This window comes from Pseudomonas flexibilis (genome assembly GCF_000806415.1).
Lineage (GTDB): Bacteria > Pseudomonadota > Gammaproteobacteria > Pseudomonadales > Pseudomonadaceae > Serpens > Serpens flexibilis.
This window is the reverse complement of record NZ_JTAK01000002.1, coordinates 666,280-686,603: the sequence shown is the minus strand read 5'-3', so window position 1 is coordinate 686,603 and position 20,324 is coordinate 666,280. Positions and strand designations below refer to the sequence as shown.

The window sequence follows — 20,324 nt, the reverse complement described above, 5'->3', positions numbered from 1 at the left end:
CCCAGTGAGCGAAGCGAACGTTCTTGAATGCCATGTTAGGGCGCAATTCCGTACCTTGATCCAATTTGCGCTGCGATTGCGCGATGCACTTCGTTTGAAGGGTGGAAATGAATTTCTGTCTGGAACAAAGGCCACTGACCGGATTTGCGTATGAGGTAGACCAGTTCAGCCTCTACTGTTTCGATGTCTAAGCAGTCTTTCTCAGCCGCCGGATTGGTGTGGCACCAAAGATCGAGGTGCGCCGCCGTGAACTTGTGTCGCCAAGCGTAACCGTAGTAGCCACTGTCTCCTTTAGCCGTCCAGCCAAGGCGAAGACGATTGCGAATAGACTGTTTGGTGATGCCGACATAAATGGGTTTGTCGTCAACACTAGCTACGTAAAGCTTTGGTAGTCTGGATGTTGCAAGGCCGGAGAACTTAGCTGTTCCTAGCGGGCATTCAATGGAGAACTGAGTTGCATCAAAGCTCAGCTTGCAGCGACCGATCTCTGTGATTTCCATCTTGCGACCTAACGCTTGGTTAAAGGGCGGGCTTTAGCCCGTCCCAGTGAGCGACGCGAACGAATTGAACCTTTAGTTAGATGCTTACGCAGGTGAAACCTTGTAGATCCCATATTGGCCACCATCTATTGAGCATCGCGAGAACAGCGACAGCCTTATAAGCCTCGGCCCGCTTTCTGAAACCCCTGTAATATCAATTGTGTGCTTATCACCAAGGACAGCATTGAAGGAAAGATTTCCAAGTGCCGTGAATACTGACTGACACCAGCCTACGTCAGAGAAATCAGTAGCCATAAATTCGTAACGTAACTGTTCGGTACTCCGCTTCTGCTCGGGGTAAAGCGCTAGCTCGCATGTGACAAATAAATTTTTCCTGGAAATTTTGTTCAGGGACACCGGCCCGCCGCCAGAAAAACCAATAATTGCCGTTAGCGTTTCGGGGTCCAGCTCTCCATACTCGTTGACTATTCCTGAAAACAGATCGGCGTAGAATTTTTTGTAGTTCATGCTTTTAAAATCTAACAGTGATTAGATGGAATCAATGCTAACGGATAACAGTGGATTCCGTATAACTCCGAACCCGCCCCTAGCCTCAACGAAAAAATCCTTCTCCACCCAACCATTTACCCGAGCTTTTCACCGACACACCGTATTCGCGTGACGTCGATCTATCACGCAGGCGGCAGCTGCCGGTGCCGGCATGGAGCACGGCGGTGGCAACCGTGGAAGTGCGAAGGAGAAGTACGGTGTAAGGTGCGCAGCAAGACAGCAATTCCCTTTGCCAGCGGAGATGCCCGGAGGGTAACGCGCCGCGCCGGGGGCAAACAACCGACAGGGTGGCACCCTTGCCCTGCACTGCGTTTCCTGCGAAAACGCACGCCTTTTCAATCCCACAGGGCATTCGCCATGAGCAACGAACTGCAGATCGAAGACCTCCAGCCCGGCGACGGCAAGGCCGTGGTCAAGGGCGCGCTGATCACCACCCATTACACCGGCTGGCTGGAAGACGGCACGGTGTTCGATTCCTCGGTGGAGAAGGGTCGCCCGTTCCAGTGTGTGATTGGCACCGGCCGGGTCATCAAGGGCTGGGACCAGGGGCTGATGGGCATGCGCGTGGGCGGCAAGCGCAAGCTGTTCGTGCCGGCCCATCTGGGCTATGGCGAGCGACAGGTCGGGCGCATTCCGGCCAATGCCAACCTGGTATTCGAGATCGAGCTGCTGGAAGTGCTGACCCGGGACGATTGAGCGCTCCGACACGGATGGCCCGGAACTGAGCGCGCCCGGCAGGCTCAGAGCTTAGGTCCGCTTCCCGGGGTGGAGGCCTTCGCACGTCTCCCGCGGGAAGCCTCGCAACCAATGAGCACCGCGACCTGATGAGCGCTCGCCAAGGCGAGACGTTCAGTGCGTCGCGCGCACCGACCGGGATTCATCCATGTACGCTGCCCTCCCCTCGGCCATTTCCCTGCTCCAGGGTGTTGCCCTCCTGCTGCTCGGCACCGGCCTGCTCAATACCCTGATCACCGTGCGCGGACTGGCCGAAGGGTTCTCCGAGAGCCTGCTGGGCCTGATGATGTCGGGGTACTTTGCCGGCTACCTGCTCGGTTCATGGCTGACCGCGCCGCTGATCCGCCGCATCGGTCATATCCGCACCTTCGCCTTCTGCGGCGCCCTGGCCTGCATCATCGCCCTGCTGCACGCCATGGTGGTCAACCCCTGGGCGTGGCTGCTGCTGCGCGTGCTGCTCGGCGTCGCGCTGGTGACCCTGTACATGGTCATCGAGAGCTGGCTGAACGCCGACGCCACCGGCGAGAAACGCGGCCAGGTGTTCGCCGTGTACATGTTCGTCAACCTCGGTGCGCTGACCGTCGCCCAGCAGCTGTTGCAGCTGGGCAGCATCATGACCTTCTTCCTGTTCGCGCTGGCGGCGATCCTGATCAGCGCGGCCACCCTCCCGATCACCCTCACCCGCCATGCCCAACCCACCCTGCCCGATGTGCCCAGCATCAGATTGGTGCAACTGGCGCGCAAATCGCCGCTGGCGGTGACCGCCTCCGTGCTGTCGGGCCTGGCGCTCAGCGCCTTCTGGGGCATGGCGCCGGTGTATGCCGGACAACGCGGTTTCGAAACGGCGGACATCGCCTCGCTGATGAGCCTGACGGTGCTGGGCGGCGCGTTGCTGCAGTGGCCGATCGGACGCCTTTCCGACCGCTACCCGCGCCCGCTGGTGCTGCTGTGGATCACCGGTCTGGCGGCGCTGGTCTCGCTGGCCATGAGCCTGTTGCCGGCCGCCGCGCCACTGTGGGTGGCGGCCTTCCTGTGGGGCGGCCTGAGCTTTTCCACCTATTCGATCGCGGTCACCCACATGATCGACCGCCTGGCCCCCGAGGACGTGCTGGCCGGGTCTTCCGGCATGCTGGTGCTCAACGGCCTGGGCGCGGCCTTCGGGCCGGTGTTGGCCGGTGCGCTGATGCACTGGCTGGGCGCGCCGGGGTTGCCGCTGTACCACACCCTGATCCTGGGCCTGCTGGCGCTGTTCACGCTGCTGCGCATGCACCAGGTGCGCGAGCAGGCCAGGCGCCAGGCCCATCACGTCACCCTAGTGAACACCACGCCCACCGTGCTGGAGATGATGCCGGAAGCCCAGGAGGCCGAGCAGGAAACGGGCGGCGCCGACCTGCAGGACCTGGACGTTGCGGCGCCGGCGGACGAAAAGCCGGCCTGAGTCCTTCGCGGCGCGCAGACCCGACCGAATGTTCGGTGGAGCTATCGCAAGGGGCTATCAATTCACATTTCTTTATTCCAACGGGAATTTTTTTCCGGCGAGCGGCTCATACAGCCCGGCCCTTGCGACGCACGCGTGCATACTCGGCGCGGCAGCAGGAGCCACCCGCCCACCCGGGCGGGGCCAAGGAGCGGCTCGTGAAACGTTACTGGGCGGGAGTGCCCTGGCGTCGGGAGTCGCATGTTCCGTCCGATGCCACGAGGCCAATATGGAAACCATGCCCCAGCAGCGTGCCCTGCGCCGGCTGCGACTCGATCTGCAGCGCCACGGCCTGTATCGCACCCTCTACCTGCTGATGATAAAGGTCATCAACAAGTTCGCCCTGTTCAGAATCCTGCGCGGAATGTACCTGCACCACGTCAACCAGGCGTACCTCGCCTGCCCGGCCGGCTACACCTGCGGCTTTCTCAGCGAGCCACAATTGCGCCGTTACGCCATGGACCCGCGCAACGAGCTGGACGGCGACTTCCTCGACGAGGCGCTGGCCAAGGGCGACCGCTGCTACGCCATCCTGAAGGACGGCTGCCTGGCCGCGTACAGCTGGTATTCCCTGCAGCCGACGCGGATCCATCCGCCGCAACTGCTGCTGGAGTTCGATACCCGCTACGTCTACATGTACAAGGGCATGACCCGCGCCGAACACCGCGGCCTGCGCCTGTACCCGATCGGTATCAACCGCGCGCTGCAGTGGTACCAGCGCTGCGGGAAGGCCGGCCTGGTGGCCTATGTGGAATCGCACAACCTCGACTCGCTCAAGTCCTGCCTGCGCCTGGGCTACCGCATCTTCGGCTCGATCTATGTGCTGCACCTGCTGGGCCGCTACCTGCTGCTCAACACGCGGGGCTGTCGCCGCGAGGGCTTTCGCCTGAAGGAAATCCCGTTGTGCCCCGACGCGCTGGGAGCCAACGAGGCCTGATCCGGCCTGCCTGTCGCCCGGCGTGAACCTTGCCGGGCCGGCGGCGCCCAATGCCGCGACCGCCCGCACAGAGGAAGCACCATGATCGAGGTGCACATCTACCGCTACCACCCGGAGCAGGACCGCGCACCCCGCATGCAGGTGTTCCCGGTGCCGGAGGAGTTCCGCGCACGCATGGTGCTCGACGTGCTGGAGCACCTGCACGAGCTGGACACTTCCCTGGTCTACCGGCGCTCCTGCCGCGAGGGCGTATGCGGCTCGGACGGCATGAACATCAACGGCAAGAATCGCCTGGCCTGCATCACCCCGGTTGCCGAGGTGCTGGACGGGGCGCGCCTGACGATCCGCCCACTGCCGGGCATGCCGGTGATCCGCGACCTGGTGGTCGACCAGAGCCTGTTCTTCCGCCAGTACGAGCGCATCCGCCCCTGGCTGATCAACGACGAGCCCGCCCCGGCCATCGAGCGCCTGCAATCGCCGGAGCAGCGCGCCCGGTTGGACGGTCTGTACGAGTGCATCCTCTGCGGCTGCTGCACCTCGCAATGCCCGTCCTGGTGGTGGAACCCGGAGAAGTACATCGGCCCGGCGGGGCTGTTGCAGGCCTGGCGCTTCATCGTCGACAGCCGCGACCAGGCCACGGCCGAACGCCTGGCGGCGCTGGACGATCCGTTCAGCCTGTTCCGCTGCCGCAGCATCGGCAACTGCAGCTGGGTGTGCCCGAAGGGCCTCAACCCCATGGGCGCCATCGGGCATATCCGCCGGGAGTTGATGCAGCGCGGCAGCTGACCCGCCACAACGGTCACGATGTCGCAGCCATCCGTACAGCGAGACGTATAGAATGCGCCCCGCCTCGTAGTCGAGGCCGGGCCATACGTGCCCGGGACGTATCTATCCAGGAGTATTTCATGTCCCGTTTCCTCACCGCCTCGCTACTGGCGGGCTGCACCACCCTGGCCTGCGCCCAGGCCAACGCTGCCGACCTGCTGCAGTGGCAGAACAACAGCCTCACCGTCCTGTATGGCGACAACTTCAAGGTCAACCCGGAAAAGCAACAGACCCTGACCTTCGAACACGCCAGCGGCTGGAGCTTCGGTGATGTGTTCTTCTTCGTCGACACCATCCACTACTCCGATGTGAGCGAAGGCGACGACACCACCTACTACGGCGAATTCTCGCCGCGCCTGTCGTTCGGCAAGCTGACCGGCGCCAACCTGAAGGCCGGCCCGGTAACGGACGTACTGCTGGCCGCCACCTACGAGTTCGGCGAAGGCGACATCAAGAACTACCTGATCGGCCCGGGCTTCGACCTGGCCATCCCCGGCTTCGACTACTTCCAGGTCAACCTCTATCGCCGCCACACCGATAGCAGCGTCAAGGGCGATGACGAAGGCCTGTGGCAGATCACCCCCGTGTGGAGCTACACCCTGCCGGTCGGCAACTCCGACCTGGTGATCGACGGATTCATCGACTGGGTGGTCGGCAACGAAGACAACTACCGCAACAACCTGCACTTCAACCCGCAGATCAAGTACGACCTGGGCAAGGCCCTGAGCCTGAGCGCCAAACAGCTGTACGTGGGTATCGAGTACGACTACTGGAAGAACAAGTACGGCATCGAGGACAGCCCTGCCTTCGAGACCGACCAGAACACCGCCAGCCTGCTGGTGAAACTGCACTTCTGAGTCGTAGGGCGGTCCGCGCCTTTCGGGCCGCCAATGAGGCACGCACCACCGCAAAGAGCCGGCATCGCGCCGGCTCTTTGCGTTAGCGCCGACGTGTCGGCGGCCCGGAACAGGCGTGCCAACGCCGATGCGGCAAAAAGCCACTTTTGGCTGACGAGCCTGGCGGCACAATATCCATGTCCATTGTCAGGCTATTGCACTGCGGGCCCGGCAATGAACTGGAACATGGACGATGGCCTCAACCCAGGTAACCCGAGATGGATCACTCCCCCCACAACGTGCGCTGCAAGCAATGCGGTCGGCTCATGGTGCCGCGCGTTCATCACGGCCACAGCGAATGCCCGTTCTGCCTCAGCCCGAACTGGGACCAGGAACGCAGCGCCTTTGAACTGAAGTTCTTCGCCCTGATGCTGATCTTCAGCAGTCTGTTGCTGATCGCCGCGCGCCCGGCCGTCTGCCCGCTCGCGCTGCTGCTGGTGGGGCTGGGCCTGTGGATCCTGCGCAAGGCCAACGTCCTCAAGGATTGTTCGCCGCGCCAGGCCCTGCGCCTGCTGTTCAGGCGCTGACGCCGCGCAGGTGCCGGCGCAGCCAGTCGGCGCCGCTGACCAGGCTGATGCCCGCCAGCACCAGCGCGGTGCCGATCAGGAAGCCGGCAGTGAGCGGCTCATCGAGAATCAGCACCCCGAACAGCACGCCGAACAACGGCGTCATGAAGGACAGCACCGCCAGTTGCGAGGCCAGGTAACGGCGCATCAGCCAGAACCAGGCGAAATAGCTGAATGAGGAGACGATCACGCCCTGGAACAGCACGCTGGCCACGGCGATCGCGGTGACGTTCAGCGGTTCGAACGCGCCGAGCATCACGGCGAAGCCCAGCAACAGCACGGCGGACACCGCCAACTGATAGAACAGGGTCAGCCCCGGCGGCGCCTCGGAAAGGCTGGAGCAGCGTACCGCCACGGTGGTCATGCCCCAGGCGAAACCCGCCAGCAGGGCGAACAGATCGCCCAGCCATTGCGCGTCGCCACCGCCCTCGCCGCTCAGCCCGAAGGCGATTGCCAGCCCCGTGAAGCACAGGCCGATGCCCAGCCATTGCAGCGGGTTCAGGCGCTCGCCGGGCAGCAGCAGGTGCAGGGTCAGCGCCGAGAAGATCGGCGAGGTGTAGAGAAACACCGCCATGCGCGACGCCGTGGTGTGCCGCAGGCCCAGGGCGATGAACAAAAATTCCAGGGCGAACAGCCCGCCGGCCAGCAGGCCTGGCAACCAGGTGAACGACACCTGGCGCCAGTCGTCCCGACGCAGCATGAGCGTGGCCACCAGCAGAGCGGCAATGGTTGAGCGCAGCAGCACCTGCAGCAGGGTCGACAGGTCCGGCGCGGCCAGCTTGATCGCCACCTGCTGAAAGCCCCACAGGGCGCACAGCAGCACCATCAGCTGGACCAGAAACCCATCCGCGCCTTTGCGGGCCACGCTCATGCCGACCTCCCGATCACCCATAAAAAAAACGGAGCCAGGGCGGCTCCGTTCAGTCGGCGCGCATCATTCCAGAACGACTGGCGGTTGCCAATCACCCGGCGACTCACAGCGGCTTGCCGGGGTCGTCCCAGAACGGGCGGCTCGCCTCCCGCTCGGCATCCGCGCGGCTCAGGCCGATGTCCTTGAGCATGGCATCGCTCAGTGAAGCGAGCTGGTGACGCTGGTCGTGCAGCGTCTTCCAGCGCCGCAGCTGGCGCAGCAGTCGCTGGGCGCGATGGAGTAGGGAAATGCCCTCTTCCCGAGGTGTGTGCAGGACGTCCATGACGACGTGTGAAGTTTTCATCGGTCTGCCCTCCCGTGGGGTTGGCGACAGTCTTGCGCCGGGCCTACGATCAATCCAACGAATGTTTCTGATGCCTCACATCTCGGAGGTTGATCAATGGCCCACTATCCCGCCATCGATACCGAACTGCTGCGCAGCTTCGTGGCCATCGCCGATCACGGCGGCTTCACCCGCGCGGCGGAGTCGGTGAACCGCACCCAGTCGGCGATCAGCATGCAGATGAAACGCCTGGAGGAAGACGTGCTGCAGCGCCGGCTGTTCGAGCGCGACGGGCGCCAGGTGCGGCTGACCGCCGAGGGCCAGGTGCTGCTCGGCTACGCGCGGCGCATTCTCAAGCTGCATGGGGAAGTCATGAACACCCTGCGCGAGCCGCACATGGTCGGCGCGGTGCGCATCGGCACGCCGGACGACTACGTGATGCGCTTTCTGCCCGGCATCCTGTCGCGCTTCGCGCAGAGCTATCCGATGGTGCAGGTGGAGGTGCACTGCGACCCGTCCGCGCGTCTGCTGCAGCGCCAGGATCTGGACCTGACCATCGTCACCCGCCAGCCCGGCGAGGAGATCGGCCAGTTGCTGCGCCAGGACCGCATGCTATGGGTGGGCGCGCTGGGCTTCGATGTGCATGCCCAGCGGCCGATACCGCTGGCCATGTTCAACGAGGACTGCTTCTGTCGCGCCTGGGCCTGCAACGCACTGGATGCGCGGGAAATCGACTACCGGGTCGCCTACACCAGCCCGAGCCTGGCGGCGATCCTGGCCATCGTCAGCGCCGGACTGGCGATCAGCGCGCAGATGCAGAGCGTGATCCCCACGGAGCTGCGCGTGCTGGATGCCGGCAGCGGCCTGCCGGAGCTACCCACCTCCAGCATCGTGCTGCTGCGCAACCGCAGCCGCAGCCGCAGCAACCCGGTGACCGAAACCATGGCCGAACATATCGTCGAAGGCTTCCGGCTGTAGGGAGCCGGCGTAGCGTGGACAACGCCTTCCTTGTCCACCGAGGTGCCCCCACCTCGGCCAGATAAAGCACTGACGTTTTACGTCTACCCGCACCGGGGTTCCAGCCAGGCGTAGGGTGGACAACGTTTTCCTTGTCCACCGAGGAGCCCCCACAGCGGCCAGATAAAGCACTGACCGCCCTACCGTCGCGACTTCACACCTTGAACGCCAGCCCCACCGCGCACACCACCAGGAAACCGCAGAACAGCAGCTTCAGCCGCCGCTCCGGCAGGCCATAAGCGATCTTCACGCCCCAGCTGATGCTGAGCAGGCCGCCGATGGCCAGGGGAATACCCATCGCCCAGTTCACCTGTTCATGCCAGGCGTAGCTGACCAGCGTCACCGAGGTACTGGGAATGGCCAGGGCCAGCGACAGTCCCTGCGCCATCACTTGGGTGGTGCCGAACACGCTGGTCAGCACCGGCGTGGCCACCACCGCCCCGCCCACGCCGAGCAGGCCGCCGGCCAGGCCGGCCACCGCGCCCAGCGGCGCCAGCCAGGGCCACGGGTAACGCAGCTCGGTGCTGCCGGCCTGCGGGCGGTAATAGATGCGCAGCAGGTTGTAGGCGGCGAGCAGGAACAGGAACACCACGAAGGCCTGGCGCATCAGGCGCGGGTCCTGGCTGACCGCCCATTTCGCGCCGATGACGGCGAACAGGAAGCTGGTGATGCCCAGCGCCAGCGCGTAGCGCAGGTCGATGCGGTTGCGCTGGTTGTAACGCCATACCGCGAGCAGCACGTTGGGCACCACCATCACCAGGGCGGTGCCCTGGGCCATCTGCTGGTCGAGGCCGAACAGGATGCCCAGCGCCGGGATGGCGATCAGGCCGCCGCCGATGCCGAACAGCCCGCCGACCGTACCGAGCAGCAGGCCGAGAATCAGATTGAGGGAGAAATCGAGGAATTGCATGGTGCCTCCAGTCGCAGGGCCGCCATGCTAGCCACGACCCACTGGCCGGGAAACGGGATGCCGCGCACAATGGCTTTGCGCAATCCGCAAAGGCACCGTTTCATGAACCCGGATCAACTCACCGATCAGCTGGCGATCTTCCTCGATGTTCTGGAATGCGGCAGCTTTTCCGCCGCCGCGCGCCGGCATCCGCTGACGCCCTCGGCCGTGGCGCGACGCATCGACAGCCTGGAAAAGGCCCTGGGCAGCAGCCTGTTCCTGCGCAGCACCCATGCCGTGCGCGCCACCCCGGCAGGGTTGGCTTTTGCGCAACGGGCACAGCGAATCCTCGATGAACTGCGCCAGGCCCGCGCCGAGGCGGTTTCCCTGAGCAGTGCGCCCGAGGGGCGCATCCGCATCGATGCCCCGGCCCCCTTCGGGCGTCGCCGGCTGGCGCCGGTGATCGCCGATTTCCTGGCCCTCTACCCGGGCCTGGACGTGCAGCTGCGGCTGATCGACAGCTTCGTCGACCTGCGCGGCGATCACCTGGGTGAGGTGGACCTGGTGCTGCGCATCGGCCCGCTGGCCGATACCCGGTTGATCGCCACGCCTCTGGCGCCGCTGGTGCGGGTGCTGTGCGCCAGCCCGGCCTACCTGGAGCGCCGCGGCGCGCCCAGCTCGCCGCTGGAACTGGTCGACCACGACGGCCTGGATTGGGATGGCCTGACACCGCAGTACGCCTGGCGCTTCGAGATCAATGGCCAGCGCCAGCTGTGCCGGCCGCGCCGCCAGCGCATGACCACCAACAACGCCGAAACCCTGCTGTTCGGCGCGGTGGCCGGGCTGGGCATCGCCCATCTGCCGACCTGGCTGGTCAGCGAACACCTGCTGCGCGGTGAGCTGGTCCCCCTGCTCTGCCCCGATGGCCTGCCCCGCCCGGAACCGAGCAGCATTTATGCCCTGAACCTGAACCGCGAGACCCAGTCGCGCACCCGCCTGCTGCTGGCCTTCCTGCAAGAACGCTTCGGCGAGCTGCCGCCGTGGGACCGCATGCTGCAAGAGCGCCTACTGACGCACGGCACCTGAAGCCGGACTTCTGGCGCCATGGATGTGACAGCCTTCACATAAAATTGAACGCTGCCTGCCGGGGCGTGATCCAACGGAGCAAAATCGCGCTCCATCCCGTGACCATGCGGTCGCCCCCATTCATTGCAAGGATCCACCGTGGCCGGTTCCAGCCTGCTTGCCCTGCTCGACGACATCGCTACCCTGCTCGACGACGTCTCGGTCATGACCAAGGTGGCCGCCAAGAAGACCGCTGGGGTGCTGGGCGACGACCTGGCACTCAACGCCCAACAGGTCACCGGCGTGAAGGCCGACCGCGAGCTGCCGGTGGTCTGGGCGGTGTGCAAGGGCTCCTTGCTCAACAAGGCCATCCTGGTCCCGGCCGCCCTGCTGATCGCCGCCTTCGCACCCTGGGCGATCACGCCGCTGCTGATGCTCGGCGGCGCCTTCCTCTGCTACGAGGGGTTCGAGAAGATCGCCCACCGCCTGCTGCACAGCCGCGACGAGGACGCCAGCGACCACGACCAGCGCCTGGAAGCGGTCGCCAACCCGGCGGTGGACATGAAGACCTTCGAGCGGGACAAGATCAAGGGTGCGATCCGCACCGACTTCATCCTTTCGGCGGAAATCATCGCCATCACCCTGGGCGCCGTGGCCGGCGCCCCCTTCGTGCAACAGGTGCTGGTGCTGTCCGGCATCGCCCTGGCCATGACGGTGGGCGTGTATGGCCTGGTGGCCGGCATCGTCAAGCTGGACGACCTGGGCCTGTACCTCAGCCAGAGTGCCTCGTCACTGGCGCAACGCGCGGGCCGCGGCATCCTCGGCGCCGCCCCGTGGCTGATGAAGGGGCTTTCCGTGGCCGGTACCGCCGCCATGTTCCTGGTCGGCGGCGCGATCCTCGTGCATGGCCTGCCACCCGTGCAGCGCGTCATCGATCAGCTCGCCCAACGCACTGCCGCGCTGCCGGCCGGCGAGGTGCTGGCGTTTCTGGCACCGACCTTGCTTGCCGCCTTGTTCGGCATCCTCGTCGGCGCGCTGATCGTCGGTCTGCTGGCGATCGGCAAGCAGTTTCATCGTCCGGCCGGCCAGTGAGGGCCGCCGCAGTGTTTCGTGGGTTCAGTGAAGAACAAGAACAGGAGTCCCCGATGCGTAGCCCCCTCATCCTCGCCGTCAGCCTGCTCACCCTCGGGCTGCCCAACCTGACGCAAGCGGTCGAATTCTGGCATTCCAGCACCATCTGGGCCGGCCAGGGTCAGTGCTCGGCGGTGTTTTCCTTCGACAGCGGCCTGCACGAGATCACCGACCTGCGTGTCGCCGTGAAGGCGCTTTCCCCGGAGGGCGAGACCGTGCTGGAAGGCGAGCTGGCCATCGACCAGTTCGGCCAGTCGTCCGCCGAACGCTATGCCGATGCCTTCCTGGAAGGCGAGGCCGTGTGCGCCGAGAACCTCACCATTCAGATCGAGGAGGCCACTGCCCGGCTGGATGGCCGCATGATCGACCTGCTGGCCACCCACAGCCTGACCCCGCGCGATTTCCGGCCGTTGCCGATTCGGTTTTGAACGCCCTACGCCACGCCCGTATCCCGCACGATGCGCCCGTCGACCAGCTCGATGCTGCGCCGGCAACTGGCCGACAGGCGTGGGTCGTGGGTGACCACCAGCACGGCGCAGCCGAACTCGCGGTTGATCTCGCGGAACAGCTCGAACACCTGCTCCGCCGTGCGGGTATCCAGGTTGCCGGTGGGTTCGTCGGCCAGCAGCAGCGCCGGGCGCGTCACAAGGGCGCGGGCGATGGCCACGCGCTGCTGCTGACCGCCGGACAGCTGCCCGGCGCGCTTGCCGGCAAAGCCTTCGAGGCCCACCTGGACCAGCAACTGCTCGGCCAGCTGCACATCGGCCGGCTCCGGCTTACCGTGGCGGATCATCAGCGGCATCAGCACGTTGTCCAGCACGCTGAAGGCCGAGATCAGGTGGTGGAACTGGAATACGAAGCCGATGGCCTCGTTGCGCAGGCGGGTACGCGCCTCGTCGTCCAGCGTGCGGGTCGGCTGGCCGAGCAGGTAGAGCTCGCCAGCGCTGGGCGAGTCCAGCAGGCCGATGACATTCAGCAGCGTGCTCTTGCCCGAGCCGCTGGGGCCGATCAACGCCGTCAGCTCGCCGCGCGCCAGGCGCATGTCCAGGCCGTGCAGCACTTCCAGCTCCTGCGGGGTGCCGGGGTTGTAGACCTTGCGCAGCCCTTCCAGGCGCAGCACCTCCTGCGTATCAGACATAACGGATCGCCACCGCCGGATCGTAACGGGCCGCGCGCCGCGCCGGCGCAACGGCCGCCAGCACGCCGGTGAGGGTTGCCACGCCCATCGCCGACAGCACCAGCCCGGTGGGCACCTGCACGAAGAACAGTCCCGGGCCCATCAGGTTGAAGACCATGACCAGCGCCCAGCCCACCAGCCCGCCGAGGGCCGAGCCGGCCAGGCCGAGCAGCCCGCCCTGCAACAGGAACACGCGCATGACCTGCCGGCGCGCGCTGCCCATGGCGCGCAGGATGCCGATCTCGCGGGTGCGCTGCACCACGCTGACCGCCAGCACGCTGGCGATGCCGAACGCCACCGACAGGCCGACGAAGATGCGGATCATCTGGGTGGTCATGGTCTGCGAGCTGAGGGCGTTGAGCAGTTGGCCATTGGTGGCCATCCAGCTTTCCGCCTGCATGCCGGTGAGCCGCGCCAGGCGCTCGGCAATCTCCTCGGCGGCGAAGATCTCCTCCACGGTCAGGTCGATCTGCGTCACTCCGCCCGGCAGGTCGAGGAGGATCTGCGCCTGGCGCAGGTCCAGGTAGACGTAGCGGGAATCCAGCTCGCGCACGCCCAGCTCGAAGATGCCGGCCACCCGCATGATCAGCTCGCGGCCCTGGCCGCCGTCCAGGCGCAGCTTGTCGCCAACGCTCAGCCCGAGGTCCTTGGCCAGCTCGCTGCCGATGGCCACCTGATCGCCCTCGATGCTGAAGCGGCCGGCCACCAGGTCGCGGGCCACGGGCACGATGCGCTGGTAACGGTCCGGGTCGATGCCCATCAACGCCACAGAGGCGCGTGCCAGGCCGCGCCGGGCGATGGCCGGGCCGGTGGCCAGCGGCGATACCGCCAGTACCTGCGGCTGGCCGTCCAGCAGGTCGCGCAGCGCCTGCCAGTTGCTCAGCGAGCGCAGGCGCTGGGCGCGCGGGCTTTCCAGCACCAGGGCCACGGCGCCATCCGGCGCGGGCAGCACCCGGTTGGCGTCATCGGGCATCTGCACCTTCAGGTGCGCCTGGGTGCCCAGGGTGCGCTCGATGACGTTGGCCTGCAGGCCGGTGATCAGCGCGGTGATGAACACGATCACCGCCGAGCCCACGGCGATGCCCACCATGATCAGCAGGGTCTGCAGTTTGTTGTCGAACAGGAAGGCCAGGGCGATCTTCCATTCGAGCCACAGCGCATCCAGCCAGCGCATGGCTCACTCCGCGCCCGGCAGCGGCAGCAGGTCGACACGCACCCGGCGGCCCGGCTCGGCATTCACGTTGAGCACGCGATCGCCCGCCTGCAGCCCGTCCAGCACCTCGCTGAGCGCCACGCTGCGCAGGCCCAGGCGCACCCCTACCCGTTCGATCGTGCCGTCGGCGGCGACCCGCAGTACCTGCGCCTGACCACCTTCGCGACCGAGCAGGGCATCGTTGCCGATCACCAGGGCGCGCTCGCGGCGCGCCGTTTCGATGTTGACCGACACGCTCATGCCCTGGCGCAGGAAATCCGCCTCGTCGAGCAGTTCCAGGTGAACGTCCAGGGTGCCCTGGTTGGGGTCCACGGCGGGGGCCAGGTAGCTGACCTGCGCGTTGAGCACGCGCTCGGGCCAGGCATCGGGGATCACCCAGGCCGGCTGGCCGAGGGCCACCGGCCCAAGATTTTTCTCGTCCAGCGGCAGGAGAATCTCGCGGCTGTCGGCGCGGGCGATCTCCAGCAGCAGGTCGCCGGGGCGCACCAGATCGCCGGGCTCGACATTGCGCCTCTGCACGGTGCCTGCGTGGGCGGCATGGATGCGCGTGCGCGCCACGGCGACGTGCGCCTGTTCGAGGCGCTGGCGCAGTTGCTGTTCCTCGCTGCCGCCCTCGGCCAGCGCGTCGCGCTGCAGACGGGCGCGGTCACGGGCTACGCGGCTGGTCAGTTCAGCGCGCCGCGCCTGTTCACGGGCCTCGGCGGACAGCAGACCACGCTCGAACAGGGTTTCGCGACGCTCGCGCTCGCGGCTGGCCTGGGCCAGCTGGCTTTCGGTATCACGCAGCAGTGCCTCGGCCTGCGGGCGGCTGGAATCGATCAACTGGCGCAGCGCGGCTTGGGCTTCGCGCAGGCGAGCCTGTTGTTCGTCGTCGCGCAGCTCGATGAGCAGGTCTCCGGCTTCGACGCGGTCGCCTTCGCGTACATGGCGGGCCTTCACGACCCCCGTAAGCTCGCTGCCGATGCGCGCCAGCGACTGGCTGGAGACCTCGCCGCTGGCCACCACCCGCTGCACCAGCGCGCGTTCCTCCAGCTGGTAGCCGGTGACCAGCGGCCCCTGCCAGGGTCGCCAGAACCACAGCAACAGAGCCAGCAGCAGCAGGGCGAGCAGCACGCGGAGCAGCGTCTTGGAGGCAATGCGCACGAGCAGAAAACTCCAGCACTCGGCGCGAAGCGCGCCGACCAGCGGCTAGCCTACACAGCCGCCGGGGGGATTGCACGGCTGCGCCCGTCGTCTGCTTTTAGAGAGCCGCTCCCAGGAACACCGCTCGCTCTGGCCGCCGCAAACCTCGCCGGATGTGCCCCGGCCCGGCCTAACAGCTTCGCTCAGGGCGTGCCCGGCGGCGGCTGGGTGAACATCTCGGCAGCACGGCGTTCCAGCTCGTCGGGGGCGACATCCTCGACATGGCTGGCCAGGTTCCACACGAAACCGTAAGGGTCGCGCAGCATGCCGCTGCGGTCGCCGTAGAACATGTCCTGCGGCGCCATCAGTTGCTCGGCCCCGGCGGTCAGGGCCTGGGCGAAACAGGTATCGACGTCCTCCACATACAAATAGAGGCTGATGGCGCTGGAATGCTCGGGGGCGGCAGCCATGTGGCTGTTGGCATCGCAGGGATCGGCGAGCATGAAACAGGCCTTGCCGACCCGCAGTTCGGCATGGCCGAGTCGCCCTTCGGGGCCGTTGATGCGGTAGGCAACTTCTGCACCGAAGGCCTTCCGATAGAACTCCATGGCCTGCGCGGCCCCGCGAATGCTCAGGTAGGGAATCAGGCCGGGGTACTCGTTGGGGATTGCCTGGGTCATGGGGGGATCCTCATTCGGGTTGCAGATCAAAGTGGGCCTGGCCGCTCTGCGGATCGAACGGTGCGGACCAGTGTTCGTGCACGATCAACCATTGCCCGTCGATGCGCCGCAACACCTGGGTGAAGCGCATCCAGGCGCTTTCCATTTCGCCCTTTTCATTGGCGCAGCCGCAGTGACACAGCCCATAGGCGCAGGCCAGCGCCCCGTCCTGCTCAATGCGCAGGTCATTCATTTCGAGCAGCGGCTCGCCCCTGACCTGCTCCTGGCAACGTTGCCAGTGCTCGCGGTAGCTGGCCCGGCCGGTGAAGCGCAGCGGCCCGATGGCGTCGAACGCCACGACGTCCGGCGCGTAGGTGGCAGTGATGCCCTCCAGATCGCGCCGGCGCACGCTGCTGACCCAGCGTTCGATCAAGGCACGGATTTCGGAATGCTCGGCTGTCATGGCTGACCTCCTGGCGGCGTGGTGCCGCCGTATGCGTAGGCCAGATTGGATGGCGCGTGGACTGCCGCATTCCACGCTGGAGACGGACGGAAACGAAAAGACCGCGGCCGGAGCCGCGGTCTTTTCGGGTACGACGCTGCCGATCAGTGCGCGAACAGCGAACCACCCTCCTTGCCCGCCAGACGCTGCGGGGAGATCAGGAAACGCGCCAGGGCCGGCAGCAGCCACAGGGCGCCGAACATGTTGACGATGAACATGAAGGTCAGCATCAGGCCCATGTCGGCCTGGAACTTGATGGCCGAGAACATCCAGGTCGCCACACCCACCGCCAGGCACAGGCCGGTGAACAGCACCGCCTTGCCGGTGGACTTCAGCGTTTCGTAGTAGGCCTCCTGCAGCGGCAGGCCGGCGCGCAGGAAACTTTCCAGACGGCTGTAGATGTAGATGCCGTAGTCCACGCCGATGCCCACGCCCAGGGCGATCACCGGCAGGGTCGCCACCTTCATGCCGATGCCGAGGAAGGCCATCAGCGCGTTGCCGAGGATCGAGGTGAGGATCAGCGGCAGCACGATGCAGATGGTCGCGGCAATCGAGCGGAAGGTGATCAGGCACATGCCCGCCACGCACAGGTAGACAAGGATCAGGATGGTCAGCTCGGAGCTGGCGATCACCTCGTTGGTGGCCGCCTCGATGCCGGCATTGCCGGAGGCCAGCAGGAACTCCAGACCGTCACGGTTGTACTGCGCGGCGAAGGCTTCCACCTCGGCGGTGACGCGCTTGAGGGTCGCGGCCTTGTGATCCTCGAGGAAGATCAGCACCGGGGCCAGCGAGCAGGCGTTGTTGTACAGGCCTTCGGCGCGGGCGATGGAGCTGTTGAGCACGTCCTGGTTGCGCGACAGCGTCTCCCACTTGAGGCTGCCCTCGTTCATGCCCTTGATGACCTGCTTGGACACGCTGACCAGCGACACCGCGGACTGCACGCCGGGGGTGTTGTCCATTTTCCACATCAGCTCGTCGATGGCCGACAGGGTCTGGTGGGCCGAGCAGCCCTCCGCACCGGTCTTGACCATGACCACCAGCACGTCGGAACTGGTCGAGTAGTGGCGGATGATGTAGTCGTTATCCTGGTTGTAGCGCGAGTCCGGACGCAGTTCCGGCGCGCCCTGGTCCAGGTCGCCGATCTGCAGGTTTTCCTTCTGGTACCAGAACGCGCCAATGGCCACCACCAGCGCCAGCACCACGGAGATGGGCGCCACCACCGGATTGGCGAAGTTGGACAGCAGGCGCCAGAACGGGTGATTGCTGGCGGCGTATTGCTTGCTGAGCTGCACGGCCCGCTTGCTGATGCCCAGGTAGGAAATCGCCACCGGCAGCAGGATCAGGTTGGTGAACACGATCACCGCCACGCCGATGGAGGCGCCGATGGCCAGTTCGTGGATCACGCCGATGTCGATGATCAGCAGGGTGATGAAGCCCACTGCGTCGGCCAGGATGGCGATCATGCCGGGCAGGAACAGCTGGCGGAACGTCAGCCGGGCGGCGGTCAGCGGGCTGTCGGTGCCGCTGGATTGCTGGGCGATGCCGTTGATCTTCTGCACGCCGTGGGAAATGCCGATGGCGAAGATCAGGAACGGCACCAGCATCGAGTACGGGTCGATACCGAAGCCGGCCAGGTTCATCAGGCCCAGCTGCCAGATCACGGCGATCAGGGTGGTGATCAGCACCGCCGCCGTGCTGCGCGAGCAGTGGGTGAACAGGTACAGCAGCACCATGGTGATCAGGAAGGCGACACCGAAGAACATCACCACCGCCACCAGGCCGTCGATCAGGTCGCCGACTTTCTTGGCGAAACCGACGATGTGGATTTCCACGTTCGGGTCCTGGGCCTGGTATTTGTCGCGGATCTTCTCTTCCAGCGCGTGGGAGAACTCGCGGTAGTCCAGGTTGAGCAGACGGCTCTGGTCTTCCGGATCGGCAAACACCTCCAGCAGCGGCACATCGACGATGCTGGAACGGAAATCGTTGGCCACCAGGCGGCCGACCTGGCCGGACTTGAGGATGTTCGAGCGCAGCTCGTCGAGGCTGGCCCGGGAGCCGTCATAGCTCTGCGGGATGACTTCGCCGCCGTCGAAGCCCTCTTCGGTCACCTCGGTCCAGCGCACGCTGGGGCTCCACAGCGACTTCAGCGCAGAGCGGTCGACGCCATTGATGTAGAAGACTTCGTCATGGATCTGCCGCAGCGTTTCCATGTACTGGGCGTTGAAGATGTCGCCCTGCTTCACCGCGACCGCGATGCGCACCGTGTTGCCCAGGTTGGCCAGGTCGTCACGGTACTCGATCATGTTCTGGATGTAGGGGTGCTCCAGCGGGATCATCTTCTCGAAGCTGGTCGAGGGACGAATCTGGCTGGCCTGCCAGGCCAGGAACAGCGTGGCCAGCAGGCACAGCAGGATGACCACGGGGCGGTTGTTGAAGATCAGCCGCTCAAGCAGCCCGGCACGATTCTGGCGATGACTGGACATGTGAATACTCGCTCTTATTGTTGTTTGGCAGCGGGCGTGCCGGCGACCGGCCTGTCGGCAATCTGCTCGGCGGTGAGGCCGGTGGCATGGATGCCGCCCTGGCCGACCAGCACCAGGCGTCCGGCGCTGTCATCGGCGACCGAGGAGAGCGACTGGCGATCCGGACGGTTGAATACCGTGAAGCTGCGCCCGTCATCCACGCTGGACAGCACGCTGCCGCCATGCCCCACCAGCACCAGGGTGCCATCGCCTTGCAGGGTGCCGCCGTTGAGGCCGAACACCAGCTCGCCGGCAGCGCTGCGCAGCGAAACGGCGCGCCAGGTGTCGCCGAAGTCGGCGGAGCGATACAGGTTGCCGCGCAGGCCGTAGATCAGCAGGGTGTCGTTGCGGGCGGTGCCCAGGGCGCCGAACAGGGTGCCTTCATAGGGGCTTTCCAGGCGCTCCCAGCTCTGGCCCCAGTCGGCGGAGCGGAACAGTGCGCCCATTTCGCCGACGATCACCAGGCCGGCGTTCTTGACCGCCGCGATGCCGTTGAGGTGCTGGCCGTCCTCGTTGTCGAGACGGTCGCTGACGTCGTCCCAGCTACGGCCGCCGTTACGGGTTTCCAGCAGCGCGCCGTAGGCGCCCACGGCGAGCCCGTACTGACGGTCACGGAACCAGATGTCCAGTAACGGCGATTCGCGCTCGCGGTCCTCGAACTGCTGCACCCAGGTGGCGCCGCCGTCCTGGGTGGCGAGGATCAGGGCGTCATGGCCGACGGCCCAGCCGTACTGCTCATCGACGAAGGTGACGGCAGTCAGCAGCTGGCGGGTCGGCACGCGGGCCTGGATCCAGTTGCGGCCGCTGTCGTCGGAATAGAGGATGTGGCCCCGCTCGCCGACGGCCACCAGGCGCTTGCCGGCGTGGGCGATGTCCAGGACGAGGCCCTGCACGGCCTTGGGGGATTCGATGGAATACTGCACGACATCATCCTGCGCCTGGGCAGGGATGGCGGCCAGCGGCAGGCCGGCGAGAATACCGCACAGGGCGAGCACTGAGCGCAGCGACAGGAATGACGAGACTGTCGGCCGCCGGGGGGAATACCCGCACGAACCCGCCTGTGTGCGCCGTTTGGGCTCACTCATGGACCTTTCTCCTTATTGTTATTGTGGGCCAGCCCTCTGTCGGGGATGGTCGTCGGTATCCTAGACAGCGCCGCAAAGCGCTGACAATCGACTGATCGTTATGTTTTGTAAGCCTGTGCGCAGAGTGTTCCACGGCGTGACGCGCATCGTCCCCGCGCGTACATCCGGCTGCAATGGCCATTGGTTTAATATCATCGACCGCCGAGAACATCGAAGCTGTTCAAGCCCTCGGCATCGCTGCCGATAAGCCATCTGATCGGCCCG

At 65.7% G+C, this 20,324-nt stretch carries 22 protein-coding genes; 10 read left to right on the top strand and 12 right to left on the bottom strand.

Annotated elements, in window-relative coordinates:
- Nucleotides 1-35: 35 nt before the first annotated feature.
- Nucleotides 36-500: a hypothetical protein gene (locus PT85_RS17720; RefSeq protein WP_074467484.1), complete on the bottom strand. Its 465-nt coding sequence runs from the start codon at nucleotides 498-500 to the stop codon at nucleotides 36-38.
- An 84-nt stretch (nucleotides 501-584) separates the two neighbouring features.
- Nucleotides 585-1,007, bottom strand: a complete 423-nt coding sequence (locus PT85_RS18010; RefSeq protein ID WP_139181980.1) for a hypothetical protein — start codon at nucleotides 1,005-1,007, stop codon at nucleotides 585-587.
- Between the two features lie 399 nt (nucleotides 1,008-1,406).
- On the opposite strand from PT85_RS18010, the gene PT85_RS06990 reads away from it, so the two are divergent.
- The 6 genes from PT85_RS06990 to PT85_RS06965 all read left to right on the top strand — a co-directional run bounded on the left by PT85_RS06990 (nucleotide 1,407) and on the right by PT85_RS06965 (nucleotide 6,446).
- Nucleotides 1,407-1,745 carry an FKBP-type peptidyl-prolyl cis-trans isomerase gene (locus PT85_RS06990; RefSeq protein WP_027590490.1) on the top strand — a complete coding sequence of 113 codons (339 nt, stop codon included), beginning with the start codon at nucleotides 1,407-1,409 and terminating at the stop codon, nucleotides 1,743-1,745.
- A gap of 187 nt (nucleotides 1,746-1,932) precedes the next feature.
- On the top strand, nucleotides 1,933-3,222 hold the full coding sequence (locus PT85_RS06985; RefSeq protein WP_039606253.1) for an MFS transporter: 1,290 nt from the start codon (nucleotides 1,933-1,935) through the stop codon (nucleotides 3,220-3,222).
- Between the two features lie 268 nt (nucleotides 3,223-3,490).
- A complete protein-coding gene (locus tag PT85_RS06980) occupies nucleotides 3,491-4,198 on the top strand; it encodes a hypothetical protein (RefSeq protein ID WP_052237624.1) in 708 nt (235 codons plus the stop codon).
- A gap of 81 nt (nucleotides 4,199-4,279) precedes the next feature.
- Complete coding sequence (locus PT85_RS06975; protein ID WP_027590493.1) at nucleotides 4,280-4,984, top strand: succinate dehydrogenase iron-sulfur subunit; 705 nt, start codon at nucleotides 4,280-4,282, stop codon at nucleotides 4,982-4,984.
- 119 nt (nucleotides 4,985-5,103) lie between these two features.
- Entirely contained in the window at nucleotides 5,104-5,880 is a 777-nt protein-coding gene (locus PT85_RS06970) for an outer membrane protein OmpK (protein ID WP_039606252.1), read from the top strand.
- A gap of 257 nt (nucleotides 5,881-6,137) precedes the next feature.
- Nucleotides 6,138-6,446 (top strand): PhlB family protein, encoded by a 309-nt coding sequence (locus PT85_RS06965; protein WP_027590495.1) that lies wholly within the window; start codon nucleotides 6,138-6,140, stop codon nucleotides 6,444-6,446.
- Here PT85_RS06965 and PT85_RS06960 read toward each other — a convergent pair.
- Both PT85_RS06960 and PT85_RS06955 read right to left on the bottom strand, forming a co-directional pair.
- Nucleotides 6,436-7,356: a DMT family transporter gene (locus PT85_RS06960; protein WP_027590496.1), complete on the bottom strand. Its 921-nt coding sequence runs from the start codon at nucleotides 7,354-7,356 to the stop codon at nucleotides 6,436-6,438. The two genes, PT85_RS06965 and PT85_RS06960, sit on opposite strands and share 11 nt — an antisense overlap.
- A gap of 103 nt (nucleotides 7,357-7,459) precedes the next feature.
- Nucleotides 7,460-7,699, bottom strand: coding sequence for a DUF1127 domain-containing protein (locus tag PT85_RS06955; protein ID WP_074467485.1), 240 nt, complete (start codon nucleotides 7,697-7,699; stop codon nucleotides 7,460-7,462).
- A 96-nt stretch (nucleotides 7,700-7,795) separates the two neighbouring features.
- On the opposite strand from PT85_RS06955, the gene PT85_RS06950 reads away from it, so the two are divergent.
- Nucleotides 7,796-8,656, top strand: a complete 861-nt coding sequence (locus PT85_RS06950; RefSeq protein WP_039606250.1) for a LysR substrate-binding domain-containing protein — start codon at nucleotides 7,796-7,798, stop codon at nucleotides 8,654-8,656.
- 193 nt (nucleotides 8,657-8,849) lie between these two features.
- On the opposite strand, the gene PT85_RS06945 is transcribed toward PT85_RS06950, so the two are convergent.
- Entirely contained in the window at nucleotides 8,850-9,605 is a 756-nt protein-coding gene (locus tag PT85_RS06945) for a sulfite exporter TauE/SafE family protein (protein WP_039562757.1), read from the bottom strand.
- A 102-nt stretch (nucleotides 9,606-9,707) separates the two neighbouring features.
- Here PT85_RS06945 and PT85_RS06940 point away from each other — a divergent pair, with 102 nt between their 5' ends.
- The 3 genes from PT85_RS06940 to PT85_RS06930 all read left to right on the top strand — a co-directional run bounded on the left by PT85_RS06940 (nucleotide 9,708) and on the right by PT85_RS06930 (nucleotide 12,208).
- Nucleotides 9,708-10,670, top strand: coding sequence for a LysR family transcriptional regulator (locus PT85_RS06940; protein WP_027589143.1), 963 nt, complete (start codon nucleotides 9,708-9,710; stop codon nucleotides 10,668-10,670).
- Nucleotides 10,671-10,808: 138 nt separating this feature from the next.
- Nucleotides 10,809-11,741 carry a DUF808 domain-containing protein gene (locus tag PT85_RS06935; protein ID WP_027589144.1) on the top strand — a complete coding sequence of 311 codons (933 nt, stop codon included), beginning with the start codon at nucleotides 10,809-10,811 and terminating at the stop codon, nucleotides 11,739-11,741.
- Between the two features lie 53 nt (nucleotides 11,742-11,794).
- Nucleotides 11,795-12,208 (top strand): IrmA family protein, encoded by a 414-nt coding sequence (locus PT85_RS06930; RefSeq protein WP_039606249.1) that lies wholly within the window; start codon nucleotides 11,795-11,797, stop codon nucleotides 12,206-12,208.
- Between the two features lie 5 nt (nucleotides 12,209-12,213).
- Here the strand turns inward: PT85_RS06930 and PT85_RS06925 are convergent, their stop codons facing one another.
- The 7 genes from PT85_RS06925 to PT85_RS06895 all read right to left on the bottom strand — a co-directional run bounded on the left by PT85_RS06925 (nucleotide 12,214) and on the right by PT85_RS06895 (nucleotide 20,060).
- Nucleotides 12,214-12,918: an ABC transporter ATP-binding protein gene (locus PT85_RS06925; protein ID WP_039606248.1), complete on the bottom strand. Its 705-nt coding sequence runs from the start codon at nucleotides 12,916-12,918 to the stop codon at nucleotides 12,214-12,216.
- On the bottom strand, nucleotides 12,911-14,131 hold the full coding sequence (locus tag PT85_RS06920; RefSeq protein ID WP_039606247.1) for an ABC transporter permease: 1,221 nt from the start codon (nucleotides 14,129-14,131) through the stop codon (nucleotides 12,911-12,913). Before PT85_RS06920 ends, PT85_RS06925 begins: the two co-directional genes overlap by 8 nt.
- A 3-nt stretch (nucleotides 14,132-14,134) precedes the next feature.
- A complete protein-coding gene (locus PT85_RS06915) occupies nucleotides 14,135-15,307 on the bottom strand; it encodes an efflux RND transporter periplasmic adaptor subunit (RefSeq protein ID WP_052199861.1) in 1,173 nt (390 codons plus the stop codon).
- 188 nt (nucleotides 15,308-15,495) lie between these two features.
- Complete coding sequence (locus PT85_RS06910; protein ID WP_039562762.1) at nucleotides 15,496-15,972, bottom strand: VOC family protein; 477 nt, start codon at nucleotides 15,970-15,972, stop codon at nucleotides 15,496-15,498.
- 10 nt (nucleotides 15,973-15,982) lie between these two features.
- The gene (locus PT85_RS06905) at nucleotides 15,983-16,414 is read right to left on the bottom strand and encodes a YybH family protein (protein ID WP_027589150.1); all 432 of its coding nucleotides are present in this window, start codon (nucleotides 16,412-16,414) and stop codon (nucleotides 15,983-15,985) included.
- A gap of 143 nt (nucleotides 16,415-16,557) precedes the next feature.
- The gene (locus tag PT85_RS06900) at nucleotides 16,558-18,936 is read right to left on the bottom strand and encodes an efflux RND transporter permease subunit (RefSeq protein ID WP_039562763.1); all 2,379 of its coding nucleotides are present in this window, start codon (nucleotides 18,934-18,936) and stop codon (nucleotides 16,558-16,560) included.
- Between the two features lie 14 nt (nucleotides 18,937-18,950).
- Entirely contained in the window at nucleotides 18,951-20,060 is a 1,110-nt protein-coding gene (locus PT85_RS06895; RefSeq protein ID WP_051587315.1) for a WD40/YVTN/BNR-like repeat-containing protein, read from the bottom strand.
- Nucleotides 20,061-20,324 lie beyond the last annotated feature (264 nt).

Excerpts from the sequence above, each read along its gene's own strand:
- PT85_RS06895 (WP_051587315.1), bottom strand. The coding sequence starts at position 20,060 with ATGAGTGAGCCCAAACGGCGCACACAGGCGGGTTCGTGCGGGTATTCC.
- PT85_RS06980 (WP_052237624.1), top strand. The coding sequence starts at position 3,491 with ATGGAAACCATGCCCCAGCAGCGTGCCCTGCGCCGGCTGCGACTCGAT.
- PT85_RS06940 (WP_027589143.1), top strand. The coding sequence starts at position 9,708 with ATGAACCCGGATCAACTCACCGATCAGCTGGCGATCTTCCTCGATGTT.
- PT85_RS06970 (WP_039606252.1), top strand. The coding sequence starts at position 5,104 with ATGTCCCGTTTCCTCACCGCCTCGCTACTGGCGGGCTGCACCACCCTG.
- PT85_RS06985 (WP_039606253.1), top strand. The coding sequence starts at position 1,933 with ATGTACGCTGCCCTCCCCTCGGCCATTTCCCTGCTCCAGGGTGTTGCC.
- PT85_RS06950 (WP_039606250.1), top strand. The coding sequence starts at position 7,796 with ATGGCCCACTATCCCGCCATCGATACCGAACTGCTGCGCAGCTTCGTG.
- PT85_RS06960 (WP_027590496.1), bottom strand. The coding sequence starts at position 7,356 with ATGAGCGTGGCCCGCAAAGGCGCGGATGGGTTTCTGGTCCAGCTGATG.
- PT85_RS06910 (WP_039562762.1), bottom strand. The coding sequence starts at position 15,972 with ATGACCCAGGCAATCCCCAACGAGTACCCCGGCCTGATTCCCTACCTG.
- PT85_RS06955 (WP_074467485.1), bottom strand. The coding sequence starts at position 7,699 with ATGAAAACTTCACACGTCGTCATGGACGTCCTGCACACACCTCGGGAA.
- PT85_RS06965 (WP_027590495.1), top strand. The coding sequence starts at position 6,138 with ATGGATCACTCCCCCCACAACGTGCGCTGCAAGCAATGCGGTCGGCTC.
- PT85_RS17720 (WP_074467484.1), bottom strand. The coding sequence starts at position 500 with ATGGAAATCACAGAGATCGGTCGCTGCAAGCTGAGCTTTGATGCAACT.
- PT85_RS18010 (WP_139181980.1), bottom strand. The coding sequence starts at position 1,007 with ATGAACTACAAAAAATTCTACGCCGATCTGTTTTCAGGAATAGTCAAC.
- PT85_RS06920 (WP_039606247.1), bottom strand. The coding sequence starts at position 14,131 with ATGCGCTGGCTGGATGCGCTGTGGCTCGAATGGAAGATCGCCCTGGCC.
- PT85_RS06900 (WP_039562763.1), bottom strand. The coding sequence starts at position 18,936 with ATGTCCAGTCATCGCCAGAATCGTGCCGGGCTGCTTGAGCGGCTGATC.
- PT85_RS06925 (WP_039606248.1), bottom strand. The coding sequence starts at position 12,918 with ATGTCTGATACGCAGGAGGTGCTGCGCCTGGAAGGGCTGCGCAAGGTC.
- PT85_RS06905 (WP_027589150.1), bottom strand. The coding sequence starts at position 16,414 with ATGACAGCCGAGCATTCCGAAATCCGTGCCTTGATCGAACGCTGGGTC.
- PT85_RS06930 (WP_039606249.1), top strand. The coding sequence starts at position 11,795 with ATGCGTAGCCCCCTCATCCTCGCCGTCAGCCTGCTCACCCTCGGGCTG.
- PT85_RS06945 (WP_039562757.1), bottom strand. The coding sequence starts at position 9,605 with ATGCAATTCCTCGATTTCTCCCTCAATCTGATTCTCGGCCTGCTGCTC.
- PT85_RS06990 (WP_027590490.1), top strand. The coding sequence starts at position 1,407 with ATGAGCAACGAACTGCAGATCGAAGACCTCCAGCCCGGCGACGGCAAG.
- PT85_RS06975 (WP_027590493.1), top strand. The coding sequence starts at position 4,280 with ATGATCGAGGTGCACATCTACCGCTACCACCCGGAGCAGGACCGCGCA.